We start from the raw sequence: 14,908 nt of genomic DNA on the forward strand, positions 1-14,908 counted from the left end.
CTCGCGTCATTCAAGCACCTTGTGCCACACGATGTGCAATACATAGTTATGTCGTTTTCCCCCGAGAGGCTGCTAGCATCGGAGGCACTTGCACCCCGAACAGGCGAACATCAGGTAGCCCATGCTCGAGACCACAGCACCGCCAAGGAAAGCACCGCTGACCCCGCCGCTCGATACGCGGCACCAGGTCGAAACGCCGGAAGGCATCGACCTGCCATTGCGTCCGGCCGGGCTGATGGTGCGTGCGCTGGCTTTCACGATCGACCTGGGCCTGCGCGGGGTGATCCTCGGCGTGTTGTTCATTGCTCTCGCCTTTCTTGGCAAACTCGGCATGGGCCTCGGCTCGCTGCTGCTGTTTGCCGTGAGCTGGTGGTACATGGTGCTGTTCGAAGTGCTGCGCCAGGGACGCTCGCCGGGCAAACAGTGGATGGGCTTGCGGGTGGTCCACGATGACGGCACAGCGGTCGGCTGGTCAGCCTCGCTGCTGCGCAACCTCCTGCGATTCGTCGACTTGCTGCCCTTCGGCTATTTCTTCGGCGCCATCAGTTGCCTGCAACACCCGACGTTCAAACGCCTCGGCGACATCGCTGCCGGCACCCTGGTGGTTTACACCGAACGCCCCCTCAAGCGTCCGCAGTTGCCCGTCGCCGAACCTCGGCGCGCACCGGTCCCGCTGACCCTCAGCGAACAACGCGCGGTGCTCGGTTTTGCCGAGCGTCAGGGCGAGTTGTCGCCAGCACGGGTCAATGAGCTGGCGGCACTGCTCGCCCAGCCTCTACATATCTCCGCGCCGATAGCGGTCACGGAACTCAACGGTATCGCACGCGGATTGTTGGGCCCGACATGAAACAGAGCCTTTTCGAAAGTCGTCACAAGGCCGAATGGGAGCGTTTTGCGCTGGCACTCGAACGCCTTGAGCGTGGCAAGCAAACCTCGCAGGTCAGCGGTTTCCCCAAGGCGTATCGCCGGCTGTGCCAGCACCTGGCGCTGGCGCAGGAGCGTGGCTACAGCAGTTTTCTGATCGACTCGTTGCAACAACAGGCGCTGCGCGGGCATCAGCAACTTTATCGCCATCGCAGTCGACTCGGCGCCAATCTGCTCAGTTTTGTCCTCGCGGACTTCCCGCGACTGGTGCGCGCCGAATGGCCCTTCGTACTGATTGCCGGCCTGTTGTTTTTCGGCAGCCTGATAGGTGTCGGCGTGCTGGTTTATGCATTTCCCGAACTGGTCTACAACCTGATTCCCGCCGATCAGGTGCGCGAGATGCAAGGCATGTACGACCCTGTCGCCGGGCACCTCGGGCGCACCGTCGAACGGGCGGCCAGCGAAGACTGGGTGATGTTCGGTTACTACGTGATGCACAACATCGGCATTGCTTTTCAGACCTTCGCCAGCGGATTGCTCGCCGGTGTCGGCAGTGCGTTCTTTCTGTTCTACAACGGTCTGGTGATCGGAGCCGTGGCCGGTCACTTGAGCGAAATCGGTTTCGGCCAGACCTTCTGGCCGTTTGTGATCGGCCATGGTGCCTTTGAACTCAGCGCCATTGCCCTGGCCGGCGCCGCTGGCTTGAAACTGGGTTGGGCACTGATTGCACCAGGGCGTCTGACGCGCGGCGAAGCGTTGCGCCTGGCCGCGCGCAAGAGCGTGTTGCTGATCTGCGGGGTCATGCTGTTCCTGCTGATCGCGGCGTTCATCGAGGCCTATTGGTCGTCGAAAACCGCTGTCACGCCGCTGACCAAATATGCCGTTGGCGCAGCGCTATGGGCGTTGGTGGCGATGTACCTGCTGTTCGCCGGAAGGACCCGCCATGCGCCTGAGTGACGCCACTGTGGTGATCCGCCCGCGCACCACCTGGGAAGCCATGGATCTCGGCGTGCTCATGAGCCAGCGCCATCGACGCCTGCTGATGACCAGTTGGGCGATTGTCACCCTGCCGCTGTTTGTCCTGCTCAGTCTGCTGCTGTGGGACTCGCCGTCGCTGGCGATCTTCATTTTCTGGTGGCTGAAACCTGCTTATGAACGCCTGCCGCTGTACATCCTGTCGAAAGCCCTGTTCGGCGAAACGCCCACACTCAAACAAGCCCTGCGCGAATGGCCGCGCCTGCTCAAGCCGCAACTGCTGGCCAGCCTGACCTGGCGACGGCTGAGTTTCAGCCGCAGCTTTCTGCTGCCGGTGATGCAGCTCGAGGGCCTCGACGGCACTGCTCGTCAACAACGCCTGCAAGTGTTGTTGCAACGCAATGCGGGGGCCGCGCAATGGCTGACCATCATCGGCGTGCACCTGGAAACCGCGCTGTGGATCGGTTTGATGGTGCTGTTCTACATGCTGCTGCCCCAGCAGATCGAAACCGACTGGGACTGGCAGACGCTGGTCCTCTCCGCCGATCATCACTGGCGTTGGCTGGAACATCTGACCAACGCTTTTTACGCGCTGATCCTCGTGGTCTGGGAACCGGTCTACGTCGCCTGCGGCTTCAGCCTTTACCTCAACCGCCGCACGCAACTGGAAGCCTGGGACATTGAACTGGTGTTCCGCCGCTTGCGCCAACGCCTGAACAACGGCGTACTCGGTGTGCTGTTGGCGATCTGTCTGGTGCTGCCGAATCTGCAACCGGCATGGGCCGCTGAAAACGCCAACGCTGACGATGCCCCGAGCGCTCCACGCCTGCTCAATCAGCCAGTGACCAGCCAGGCCGCGCACGACAGCATCAAGGCCCTGCTGGAACAGGCACCGTTCAAGAACAAGCAATCCGTCACCCGCTACCGGTTTGGCGATGACCCGGCCGCACCGGCCACGGAGAACAAACCCGGTGAAGCTCCACAGTGGCTGAAAACCTTGCTGGGCTGGCTCGAGGGTCAGCATTTCAACGTTCTCGCCAAGGTCATTGAAGTGCTGCTGTGGGCCACGCTGATCGCCGCATTCGGCTGGCTGATCTGGCGCTATCGCGAGTTTCTGCGCACCTTCGTCAGTCGCCGGCCGAGTCTGCCAACACGCATCAAGCGAGCGCAGCCCCAACAAGCGTTTGGCCTGGACCTGAACCGAGAAACCCTGCCTGATGACATCGCCGGCAGCGCCGAACAACTCTGGCTGAGCGATCCGCGAGCAGCGTTGGGTCTGCTCTATCGAGGCTTGCTCAGCCATCTGCTGCATGACTATGCCCTGACGCTAAAACCCGCCGACACGGAAAACCAGGTACTGGCGCGTATCGAACAAATGCAACGTCCAGAATTGCTGCTGTACAGCCGCAGCCTGACCCGGCACTGGCAAAACATGGCTTACGGGAATCGAATTCCGCCGGTACAGCTGCAACAAGAGCTGTGCAGCGGCTGGCGCGTGCTGTTCGACCGGGAATTGGCCCGTTGAACCGGCGCACGCTGTGGCTGGTTGGCGCCTTGATTGTCGTGCTGCTGGGCACGTTGAGCGTCTATCTGTTCCTCAAGGCGCGGCCTTATCAGGAAGTCGTCGATCACGGCCCTTCGCCAGCCGCGCAGGCCAATCCTTATCTGGCGGCAGAAATGTTCCTGCGTGAGCGCGGCCTCAACGTCAGCCATGCCGAGAGCCAGTCGGTGCTCGCCGATATCGATCCGCGCGGGCATACGCTGTTGCTGTTCGGGGAGCGTTCGAAGATGCCACCGCGCCAGATCGATCAAGTCCTCAACTGGACCCGCGCGGGTGGCCGACTGGTGTTCGTCGCCGAATCGCTGTGGGATGAACGCAGCAAACAGAGCAACGACTTGCTGCTTGATCGCGTGCAGTTGCATCAGTCCCTGAGCAAGGACTTGAAGGATCCACCCGAAGATCAGGAACAAGACCGCTATCCGCAACTGACCAAGCTGTATCTGGAGGACGAAGACGCACCGGCCTACGCCGGTTTCGATACTGACTTTCACCTCGAAGACCCGAACAATATCGCGCAGGCCTGGGCCAATAGCGCCAAGGCCACGCACATGATGCAACTGACCTATGGCCTCGGCACCGTCACCGTGGTCACCGATGCCGACCTGTGGAAAACCCCGTCGATTGGCGAATACGACAACGCCTGGCTGCTCTGGTATCTGAGCGCCGAGACTGACGTCACCCTGATCTACAACACTGAACACGAGGGTCTGTTGTCGCTGCTCTGGCGTTATTTCCCGCAGGCCATCGTCGCCCTGCTGGCGCTGATCGGCCTGTGGCTCTGGCACGTTGCTGTCCGCCACGGGCCTGTTCAGGCACCAGCGCCGACGGGCCGTCGCCAGTTGCAGGAACACCTGCGCGCCAGTGCCGATTTCATCCTGCGTCACAACGGCCAGCACACGCTGTTGCAAGCCTTGCAACAGGATGTACTGCGCCGCGCGCGACGCCGGCATCCCGGCTTCGACCAATTGAACGTTGCCGAACAATGGCTGGCGCTGTCGCGCCTGACCCGGCAACCGACCCGCGCCATCAGCCAGGCGCTGAGCCCGCCGCCGAAACAGCGCATGTCCGCCGCTGACTTCAGCCGTCAGGTCGCCCGCCTGCAAACCTTGAGGAACACGCTATGAGTGAACAGATCGAGCCCGGCAGCGCCAGCCACGCTGCCCAGCAACGCCAGCGTGCCAGCCAGTTGGCGCAAGCGTTGCGCAGCGAATTGCACAAGGCCGTGATCGGCCAGGAAGCAGTGATTGAAGATGTGCTGACTGCGCTGATTGCCGGCGGTCATGTGCTGCTCGAAGGCGTGCCCGGTTTGGGCAAGACCTTGCTGGTACGGGCGCTGGCGCGTTGCTTTGGCGGTGAGTTTGCGCGCATCCAGTTCACCCCCGACCTGATGCCCAGCGACGTCACCGGGCACGCGGTGTATGACCTGCACACCGAGCAGTTCAAGCTGCGCAAGGGACCGCTGTTCACCAACCTGCTGCTGGCCGACGAGATCAACCGGGCGCCGGCAAAAACCCAGGCGGCGTTGCTCGAAGCCATGCAGGAGCGCCAGGTCACCCTCGAAGGTCGCGCCCTGCCGATCGCTCAACCGTTCATGGTGCTGGCCACGCAGAACCCGATCGAACAGGAAGGCACTTATCCGTTGCCGGAGGCCGAACTCGATCGCTTCATGCTCAAGGTGCGCATGGATTACCCCGATGCCGATCAGGAGTTGAACATGGCGCGCCAGGTCAGCCGCTCGACTCGCGCCGACATGCTCGATGTGCAGCCGTTGCGCACGGTGTTGCAAGCCAAGGATGTGCAGGCCCTGCAACGGATTGCCAGTGATTTACCGCTGGACGATCAGGTGCTCGACTATGCCGTGCGTCTGGCGCGCAGCACCCGCAGCTGGCCCGGCCTGACTCTCGGCGCCGGGCCTCGGGCGTCTATCGCTCTGGTGCGTTGCGGCCGGGCTCGTGCGTTGTTGCGCGGTGGTGAATTTGTGCTTCCCGACGACATCAAGGGCTGTGCACTGGCGGTGCTGCGTCATCGCGTGCGCATTGCGCCGGAGCTGGACATCGAAGGTCTGCAGGTTGATCAGGTGCTGCAGCAACTGCTCGACCAAGTGCCGGCGCCGCGCCTGTGAAACCGTCACGCCTGCTGCTGATGTGGCTGGCCGTTCTGCTGGCCGTCGGCACGCTGCTGGGCACCGTGCAGGCACTCGACATCCCGACACCCGCCAGCCTGTCGGCGATCAGTTGGGGGTTGCTGCTGGCCCTGCTGGTACTGGCGCTGCTCGACGCCATCCGCCTCCGGCGCCTGCCCTCGCCCCGGGTGCAACGGCAGATGCCCGGGAGCCTCGCACTCGGCCGTTGGAGCGAGGTACGGTTGCAGGTCAGTCACGACTTCGGTGATCCCGTAACGGTAGAGGTCTTCGATCACGTGCCGCAGGGTCTGAGTGTCGAAAACCTGCCGCTGTCGGTCGAGCTGCAACCCGGTCAGTTCAGCGAGGTCGGCTATCGCCTGCGCCCGCTCAAGCGCGGTCATTTCACCTTCGAATTTTGCGAAATCAACCTGCCCAGCCCGCTGGGGCTGTGGTCCGGCAAACGCCTGCTCGCCGTGAGCGACGACATTCGCGTCTATCCGGACTTTGCAAAGCTCTACGACGGGCAGTTGCTGGCGGTGGACAACTGGCTCAGCCAGCTCGGGGTGCGCCAGCGCCAGCGTCGCGGGCAAGGCCTGGAATTTCATCAACTGCGCGAATTTCGCGAGGGCGACAGCCTGCGCCAGATCGACTGGAAGGCGACTGCCCGGCAGCGCACGCCGATTGCCCGCGAGTACCAGGACGAGCGTGATCAGCAGATCATCTTCATGCTCGATTGCGGTCGACAAATGCGCAGCCAGGATGGTGAGCTGTCGCATTTCGACCATGCGCTGAATGCGTGTCTGCTGCTGAGTTATGTGGCGTTGCGCCAAGGCGACGCTGTCGGCCTGTTTACATTTGCCGGCGATCAATCGCGTTATCTGGTGCCAGCCAAAGGCTCGCGGCAACTTACCAACCTGCTCAACTCGGTCTACGATCTCGATAGCAGCCAACGGCCAGCCGACTACCGGGCGGCGGTTAGCCAGTTGCTGGCCAGGCAAAAACGCAGGGCATTGGTGATACTGGTCACTAATTTGCGTGACGCCGGCGATGAAGAACTGCTCGACACCGTCAAACACCTGAGCAGCCAGCATCGGGTGCTGGTTGCCAGCCTTCAGGAAGGGTTGCTGGATCAATTGCGTCAGCAGGCGGTGCAAAGCCTCGATGAAGCGCTGACCTATTGCGCCACGGTCGACTATTTGAATGCCAATGCACAATGCCATGAGCAGTTGACCGCGCATGGCATCACGGTCCTGCAAACCCGGCCCGAGACATTCGGGCCAAGTCTGGTGACGCAGTACCTGACCTTGAAAAAAGCTGCGCTGTTCTAGTCCTCACTCTGCCCGGCCGACGGCACCGGCCCCAAAGACATCGGATTGAGCGGCGACTGCTTGAGCAGGCGCGAGGCTTCCAGTTGCAGGGCATAAGCCCCACCAATGGTTCCCGTGCATTGCCAACTCAAGCCTGCGCTGGTCAGTTGTCGATACGTGCCCAATGCCGGTTGCACACTGGTCAATCCAAGTTCCCTGGCGGTTGAGTAGCCTTTCAATCCAAGGCAGATATCGCGATTGAGCAGGTGACTGGCGGCTTTATCAACCGATAACCGGATGGTGTGCACCTGTGAGATTCGGGGAAACAGGGTTTTCTCGCCCCAGACCGTTTTCCCCAGATCGTTCAACTGAATCAGCGCATCGTTCCAGACACCGGCATTCAGCGATGTGAACTTGAACACATGCGAGCGAGCCGGATTGAGCGCCTCATCGAGCTGATCCAGTGTCGCGAGCACCTCAATGTCCCCCGCCGAGACCACCTTCCAGGAAAAAAATGCCCAGCCTTCGCTGTCCGTCACCACCCGAACCGGGGTTTGCCCGGCCCAGAACGTCACCTCGATACCGGAGGCGGCGTGGCGAGTCTGCGACAGGCGAATCTTCAGGCCCATCACAACGTTTTCCCCTACCTGCGGGTCGAACGTCGGCTCGCGGACCTCGACAATCTCGGCCTCTACCTCGTCCTGTACGTTCAAGTCCGGCAGCGTCGTTGCGGTATCCGATGCAACGACCGCCGCCAGGACGGTGAACTCGAAGGTGAATGAAGGCGCGGCGTCAGGCCCGTCGTACGGGCTCGGCACCGTAGCAACTACCGTGATGGTGCCCGGTTGCGTGGCGGTGAATGCAAAACGGGCCCAGCCATTGTCTCCAGTCGGCACGGGGGTTGCAGTTCCCTGATACACAAAGCTGACTTCCGTTCCCGGCACAGAGCGACGGGTGTAGTAAGAGCGACTCTTGACCTCCAGAAAAGTGCTTTCACCGATAAACAGGTCAAACGTCGGCCCGCGCACTTCGGCGATTTCGTTGCGATTGTGGGCCAGCAACATCGTCATTGCCGGGTAGGCGAAATGCGCCTGCGGCAGCGTTACCGCCAGTGCCAACGCTGCGCTTTCAGTGCTATTGACTGCGTCGAGCGTCCACTCCAGGCCACTGCTGGGCAATTCACGCGCATAGTCAGGAACAAGCCTGGCATCGAGCGATCGTTCCCCGTCGTCCTTCCATCGGACAGTGACATCCAGACCAGTCAACACGCTTTCGGCATTGGGCATGAACTGCAGGCGATGTTCACCGCCCAGGCAGGGATAGGCAGTACTCGCACCATCCAATGGTCGTTCATCAAAGCTGAATGTCCCCTCGTCTTCCAGGATCGAGGAGAACAATCTGCCCGGCAACTCATAGGGAGTGATCTCGTCATGACACAAGTACAACAGGAAACGGCTACTGGTAGTGGACTGGGAACTGAACTGCCAGGGCAAACCTTCTTTCGGTAAAGGTCGGCGAATGCCCGGATCAGGCTCAATATGAAAATCCACAGCGGAGCCATCTTCACCCACCAGTTTCAAATAAAACGACTCGCCGATCAAAGTCTCTCCCACCGGTTTGACCAGCAACTCAACCGGTTCGGCATTGCGCGCGCAGAGCAGGCCAACCGTCCCGGCGCCCTCTCCTGCCAACGTGACTGCGGTCAATTGAGCCAGAGGATTCTCCGGCAATACCGTGATCTCGAACCGATACTCGAGCACCTCGCTGTCATAGCGACTGTCGATCCTGGCCGTGACGGTGAAGGAGCCTTCCTCCTGGGGGTTGAAGGCATACTGCGACCAACCGTCGTCGCCCGTCGAAAGCGTCTGGTCTGGCGTGCCATCAAGAAGCCACAACACGTCGACCCCGCTCACTGGCCCCACATCCGGGACCCTCGACAGCACTTGAATCTGCACTGGCAACACCGCCCCGCCCACCGAAGGAAAACGGGTCGGCAGCTTTACTTCACCCAGCTCCAGCCAGTTGTGCGCCAGCGCCAGCGCCTGCGGGGGTGAAGGCAGCTGCAACTTTGAACAACTGGCAGTGAATGTGAAAAAGCTGTCGCGCAGATTGCCACACTCCATTGTCCAGACCTGACCTGGCTCCTGCAGCGGATTGCCGTCGTCAAGCAGCGGCATAAAGCTCATGCCCAGTCCGTCCGGAGTGTCTTCCCCTGCCCAATGCAGCGCCAGTTCGGTCTCGGCCAGCAAGTGTTCCGCTGCAAACGCCAGTGACACTGCATGGCTCGCGCCTCGGCAGGGATGGGCCGTCTCGCTGCCCCAGACCCCATCGCGTGAAGGCCCGTCGAGGGCAAACCGGGCGCTCAGCCAAGGGTCCTCTTTCAGTACTTTGACCGCAAACACATGTCGGGCATTTTCCTGCTTGTAATAGCTGTCGACCGACGCTTCGATCAGCCAATCACCAGAGAGGCCCGGCGCCCAGCTCAAAAGCGACTCGCCGTTCGGATCCGAAGGCTGACTGGCCAACACGACATCATCCTCACCATTGGTGCCCTTGAGCGTCCAGGTGACCTCTCGGTTGGCCAGAGGTGTTTCGGTGTAATGCGATTGCACACGGATTCGAAGATCTACCTGCTGCGCGAGGTCGATCACCGGATACCACTTGGCCTCCTGCAATGCCACGACATCGAGCTGGAAATGCCCGCAGACTGTCGGCAACTCGCAGGTCTCGGCGGTGTACTGACTGCGCACGCCCAAGGTGCGTTCGATCTGTATGTCCTGAGTAATCCCGGCGCAGTTAATCCTCCAGGGATCAGCTACGGGATGCTCCCGCCCCCAGACCGGACCGGCATTCAGAATATTCTCAGGATCCTGCTCCTCATCGTTGACGAGCAGACCCGCCTGCGTGGCGAGCCAGACACTGTCGTCAGCCAGTTGCAGAGTCAGCTCATGCACGGCGCCAAAGCACAAGTGCAGCCTGACGTCGGGCGGTTGTGCTGCACCGTCGATAGAAACACTGTCCAGTCGCAGGGGTTCGAGCAACAACTCTACGTGCGCCAAAGTGAAACGAACGGCCCCCGGGCGACCCGGCCCGCCATTGTCCGGACTGATGACGGTAAAGATGACCGTCTGCTCAGCAGCCCCCAGCGCGAGCATGTGCGAATACTCGACCAGATAAAGATCCAGTAGCAGGCCGTCCGGACCGACTGGCGGCTCGGCCGTCTTCAGCCGCGAAGGCACCAAACGCAAATCCACCTCCTCGCCGAGCCCGGGATTGATCCGCAACGTACCTACAGCGCCCTGGACTGCCTCGTAGGAAAACAGCAATTTGTATTCGGCCCTGCCCGGTGTCGGGCGCGGCAGTGTCGCCAGTGAGATGGACTGCGAACCTTCGCCCATATTCGTGGTGTTCATGAAACCGATCGTTTGGCCCTGCCACAACCCTTCCTGGCGGGTGACCTTGCGCTCGTCATCAATTTTCCAGCCGTCCAGGCCATTGCGGAAGTCGCCGTTAACGATGAAGTTGTCGCGGGCATGGATATCTTGTTCGCTCATGGCAGTTGTTTCCCTGCCCGCTGGGCGCGCATGGCCGCACCGGGCAAATCATTGACGGGGCTGGATTTGAGTAACTCTTCGACCTGAACCGCGAACGCCTGCCCGCCATCCCGCGCCAGGTACACCAGCGTCAAAATGACGTCCGTCAACGAGTCCAGAAGACTTGCCTGAGCGGTTTGGTCATGGCGTGGCAGGGTCAGTACATATTCGGCGTGCGCGCCGGTGCCTTCGAATGGCAGGTAACGCTCATCGTCGATCCGAGTGGCGATACCGTTGTCGTCCAGCCCCAGCGACAGGCCTATCTGCTGGTATGGACGCAGGTTCTGCACCAGCGCACCGGGCGGGGGATTGCCACTGGCCGGGTCATGCAGATACTTGACCGCCTCAAGGTTCGGTTCCAGCAACGTGGAACTGCTGATTTGCACCAGCGTCGCGCAGATATTCTGATATGGTCCCAGGAGACCGGGAAAGGTCAGTGACAAGCCTTTGACCTGCCGGCAGTAATGTCCCGGATAGTCTTCGTTGAAGAGTTTTTCATTGAGCTTGATCGCCAGCGTTCCCGAGCTTTTGAAGAGTTCCCAGGCGGTTGCATCCAGAGTGCGCAGGGATATCGTCTTGACCAGTTGCAGCCGGTGTTCGTCACGTTTGATGCGCGCTGCGGCCATACGCAGCAGATCGAGTTTCAACGACTGGCCGGTGGTGAATCCGTGGCAGGCGTCCATCCATACATCGGGGCGGACAAACCGGCTCTGGTAATCGCCCAATTCATACTGCCAACAGGTTTCAGCGCACAGGCACAGTCCGGCGACGACATCGTAGACCTGGTAAATCAAGGTCTTGACCTGGCCGACCACCCAGTTGGTCAGCGCCAGGCCCGTCGCGCGACTCTGATAGAACGCATACACCGCCAAGACCTGTTTGTTGACGATCTGGCTCTGCTGCAAACTGGCACGGGCCGCATCAAGGCTATGTTCCTGCGCCAGCAACTGTTCGCGCAGCACCCGCAATTCGGCCAACGATTGATCGCGGGCCAACTCCCATTCCTGCTGGCGGCGTCGGTACTGCTCGATGACGCCGAGCTCTTCGGCCTCGCCGCGCAAGTTGTCAGCACCGATCTGAAAGACATCGGCCAACGCATAGAGCGGGCCGGCAAGACGGAAGCCGCCGAAAGAGGTCCCGCCAATATTGGGCGCCGTATCCAGTGCCCCACCCAATACCCGGCTGACCTGGGCGCCCATCGCCCAGTCCCGGGCCGATCGGCTTTTTTGCAGAACAAGATTCTCGGCCTCGGAAACACCTTCCCTGGCCAGCGTCTCATAATGCTGCGCGCGGGCGTTGACCATGCTCTCGCTTTGACGCAACGACGCGGCAGTCGCCTCGATCTGGGCAATCGTCGCCTCATGGATCGCCATGGTGTAATCGGCCAGCTCGATCAGGTGATTTTGCTGCAGCGTTTCCAGCTCACCGCGATCGCGCAATTCCAGCCAGGTACGCAACTGATCTTCCTGCTGGATCAGAAACTCCACGCCCTGCAGCGCCAAGCTGTAAACGGTTTGCCATTTGTACGGCACCACCTGCACCTGGCCTCCCGGATTGCGCGCCACGCCCTGACTGCCATTGGCCTGGGCGCGCAATAACTCCAGCGGATCCATCGTCCGGCTGAACAAGGGGATCGACAGGGGCTGGCCATCGATCGAACGATTGTTGCGCAAGTTGTGCTGCCGCGAATTGAGCAGATCCCACAGCGCTTTGGGCCGTTCATTGATTCCGGGACGAAATGCCCCCGAACCCAGCAGATCAAAATAAGGCGTAATCGACATCGACGTCGGTACATCGGCCGGAGTGAGTGCAAGGCTCGCTTCAAATGCTTTGAGCGGATCGCGCTCGCTGACCAGACTCAGGACGTCACGGAGCTTTTTCGCCTGCCATTTGCTCGCTGTACGCGTGATCGGCTCCTCACCGAGCAAGGTCAGCGCTCTGCTGTAATTGAGCCCCGCATGCACCATGCTGTCGTAATCCAGATGGCGATAAAGCGCATCGCCCCACGCGATCAGGTTTTCCACATAACGCAGGAAAATCGCGATCTTGAAGTGTACCGGCGCGCAATAGCCGATGGCATCCGGGTCTGAGGGCGCCGCGCTTTCATACGAACACTCGATGTTTTCGTTCTGCAGGGGACGGCAACGCCAGTAGGCCGGTGCCAGGATCTTCGGTGGGCCTTCGGGGTCAGGATATACGCCAGCCACCTCCTTGCGCGCCAGCGGGTCGAACACGTATTCGTACCAGCCTTGCGCCTCGCGCTGGCGACCTTCTGCCGACAAGCGCGCACCGACCAGATCCGGCGTATGAAAGAACAGCTCCCAGAAGCACAAACCGTTGCAGCCATCGAACGGCCCGTTCTCCTCGATACTGCCATCAGGCATGCGCGGCTCCTCGACATGCTGGGTATCCCAGGAGAGCAGCGCATCCGCCGAGACCGCCGCGCGACTGGTCAACACTGGGCCGAACGTGGAGTTCAAGCGCGAAAACCTGAGCGCCTGAGCACTGTTGTTGAAACTCAGGAACTGCGCGCCCTCGCTGCTGCTCTTGTCGATGGAAGGCGTCAGGTACAACCGCGGCCGCTCCTTGAGCGTGACGGCAAACTTGTTGCGACCATGACCTTTTTGCCCTTCGGCCACCTCACCGAAAGCAAATCCGATCGGCGTGTCGATCGGAAAATTGTTGATGCCCAGCGATGGCGCTTGACGACGATAGGTACGCCAAGGTGTCGCGTAGTGACCATCCAGAACGCCGGTTGAAACCCAGTCCGCAGGATCGTCCTGAGTCCGGGCGCCGAACACCAGGCTGAACATCACCGGGGTATAAAGGATCCTGGGCAGCAGTTGGTTCTGCTCATTCAAAACCGCATCGCCCAGCCCGGTGATGGAAAAACCGGCGCCGGCGCGCACTTCGTCCTGGGTTCTGTTCAGCAGGACAGCGAGCAATTCATTGGTCAGTGGGGCGACCGCGTCGGCCAGCCAAATGCCGTCGCCGGGTGTCGTCTCAACGAAATCAGTGATGGCAAAAGAGTGGACATTTTTGTTATCCGAACCCGCCATCAACTGAACGGTGTGAGTCTGCACCGGTAGCCGGCGTGTCGACAGGCTGATCCGCAGTTGCTGCTCGCCGGCCTCGACGATGCGGATGTCGAAGGAGGTATCGGCTGTGGTCGCTCGCCAACCGAGCGACAGGCGTTCAAGCACTCGCCCCTGCTCCCTGACCGCATCGCAGCGCCCGCGCACTCTGAGCACTTCATAAAAGTTGCCGTCCGTTGCACGCTCACGGGTATAGATCGCGTCAAACTCAAGGTTACCGTTAATGCTGCCCGGCGTTTCCACTGTGCTGCTGACCTTGACTGTCGAGTAGTCGGCCGGCACCACCTTTTGTTGCAGGCTGGCCACATCACTGAAACGCCCGAATGTCATTGCCAGCAAAGTCGCCGTATCATCGTTGATCTTACGAAACAGCGCGTCGCGGGTTTCATGGATCTCGATGTCGTGCAGCGGCATCTGCCCGTCCAGGCTGTGCCGATTGGTGTAACAGACGGCCAGTCGATCATCTCGGGGATCACCGTCGCCCAGCGACACGACCGTCAGCCGTCCGTTGGACACGTCGTACTCGCAATCGCGTTGATGCAGCGACAGCGGCGCTGACCACTGGCCGTTCAGGGTGCTGAACGCAAGTTTGATCTCCAGCGACCACGGGGCCTGCACCACACCGTTACTGTCGATCTGACGATCACGCCACTCGCACCAGACCATTGCCGGCAGCCCGAGCCAGTTCACACAGCGGATATCGACGACGCTACCGGTTGTGGCAAGTTCGACCTTCTGCCACTCGCCCCAGGCGGCGGGATTGATCTTGCGGGTGTCTTTGTCCAGCTCGACCTTCACACTGCGCAGGAAATAGGCGAATGGCGCCGTCCGTTCCTGGCCCACCAGGTAATAGCGGGCGTCCTGAACATTCTCGCCATCGATGTAGCCGCTGAGCACATCCAGATCGCACAGGCGCTGGAAAGCCTGGGTGTACTCCATCAAACCCTGTTGCACCGACGCACTCGTCAAACGCATCTGGTTCAGGCTGTTTTCAAGGGCACGGAACAAGGTGGTTTTTTTCAGACGCAGCGAAGGCACGATATAGTTTTCCGCCTGATCCTTGAGCAGCACATTGGCCGACCAGGTGCTGTAGTGGCTGAGAAACTGATACCAGTACTGCAAGTCATCGTCTTCGAAATGGCTGTCTTCGTAACCCTTCTCCATGCCGCTGTAGACCGACTGGATATGCTCTTGCAGACAGCGCACGGTCGAGGACGTCCGGGTGGCTTGCAGTTGTGCGCTGTCACGGGTGTCGAGCATCAGATAGCGGCTCAAATCATCGGCGGTTTTCAAAGTCACTGCACCGGACCAGAGTTTCTGTCCCAGCACCGCTTCCACCATGGCCGCCGTGTAGCGTTCTGTCAGTTCATTGATCTGCAGGTTTTGCATGG

General features: G+C 60.7%; 8 protein-coding genes. 6 read left to right on the forward strand and 2 right to left on the reverse strand.

From position 1 onward, the window contains the following. Positions 1–121: 121 nt before the first annotated feature. The 6 genes from C2E19_RS23235 to C2E19_RS23260 are packed head-to-tail and all read left to right on the forward strand — an operon-like array spanning position 122 to position 6,850. Entirely contained in the window at positions 122–847 is a 726-nt protein-coding gene (locus C2E19_RS23235) for an RDD family protein (RefSeq protein WP_129395253.1), read from the forward strand. Next, complete coding sequence (locus tag C2E19_RS23240) at positions 844–1,821, forward strand: stage II sporulation protein M (protein WP_129395254.1); 978 nt, start codon at positions 844–846, stop codon at positions 1,819–1,821. Before C2E19_RS23235 ends, C2E19_RS23240 begins: the two co-directional genes overlap by 4 nt. Then, entirely contained in the window at positions 1,808–3,364 is a 1,557-nt protein-coding gene (locus tag C2E19_RS23245) for a DUF4129 domain-containing protein (RefSeq protein ID WP_129395255.1), read from the forward strand. Before C2E19_RS23240 ends, C2E19_RS23245 begins: the two co-directional genes overlap by 14 nt. Beyond that, positions 3,361–4,524 carry a DUF4350 domain-containing protein gene (locus C2E19_RS23250; RefSeq protein WP_129395256.1) on the forward strand — a complete coding sequence of 388 codons (1,164 nt, stop codon included), beginning with the start codon at positions 3,361–3,363 and terminating at the stop codon, positions 4,522–4,524. Before C2E19_RS23245 ends, C2E19_RS23250 begins: the two co-directional genes overlap by 4 nt. Further along, a complete protein-coding gene (locus C2E19_RS23255; RefSeq protein ID WP_129395257.1) occupies positions 4,521–5,522 on the forward strand; it encodes a MoxR family ATPase in 1,002 nt (333 codons plus the stop codon). Before C2E19_RS23250 ends, C2E19_RS23255 begins: the two co-directional genes overlap by 4 nt. Continuing rightward, the gene (locus C2E19_RS23260; RefSeq protein WP_129395258.1) at positions 5,519–6,850 is read left to right on the forward strand and encodes a DUF58 domain-containing protein; all 1,332 of its coding nucleotides are present in this window, start codon (positions 5,519–5,521) and stop codon (positions 6,848–6,850) included. The genes C2E19_RS23255 and C2E19_RS23260 overlap by 4 nt, the downstream gene beginning before the upstream one ends. On the opposite strand, the gene C2E19_RS29085 is transcribed toward C2E19_RS23260, so the two are convergent. After that, positions 6,847–10,383, reverse strand: a complete 3,537-nt coding sequence (locus C2E19_RS29085) for a hypothetical protein (RefSeq protein WP_174823948.1) — start codon at positions 10,381–10,383, stop codon at positions 6,847–6,849. The two genes, C2E19_RS23260 and C2E19_RS29085, sit on opposite strands and share 4 nt — an antisense overlap. Then, a complete protein-coding gene (locus C2E19_RS23270) occupies positions 10,380–14,906 on the reverse strand; it encodes a neuraminidase-like domain-containing protein (RefSeq protein ID WP_129395259.1) in 4,527 nt (1,508 codons plus the stop codon). The genes C2E19_RS29085 and C2E19_RS23270 overlap by 4 nt, the downstream gene beginning before the upstream one ends. Between the last annotated feature and the right edge of the window lie 2 nt (positions 14,907–14,908).

Source organism: Pseudomonas sp. DTU12.3 (assembly GCF_004124275.1).
Lineage (GTDB): Bacteria > Pseudomonadota > Gammaproteobacteria > Pseudomonadales > Pseudomonadaceae > Aquipseudomonas > Aquipseudomonas helmanticensis.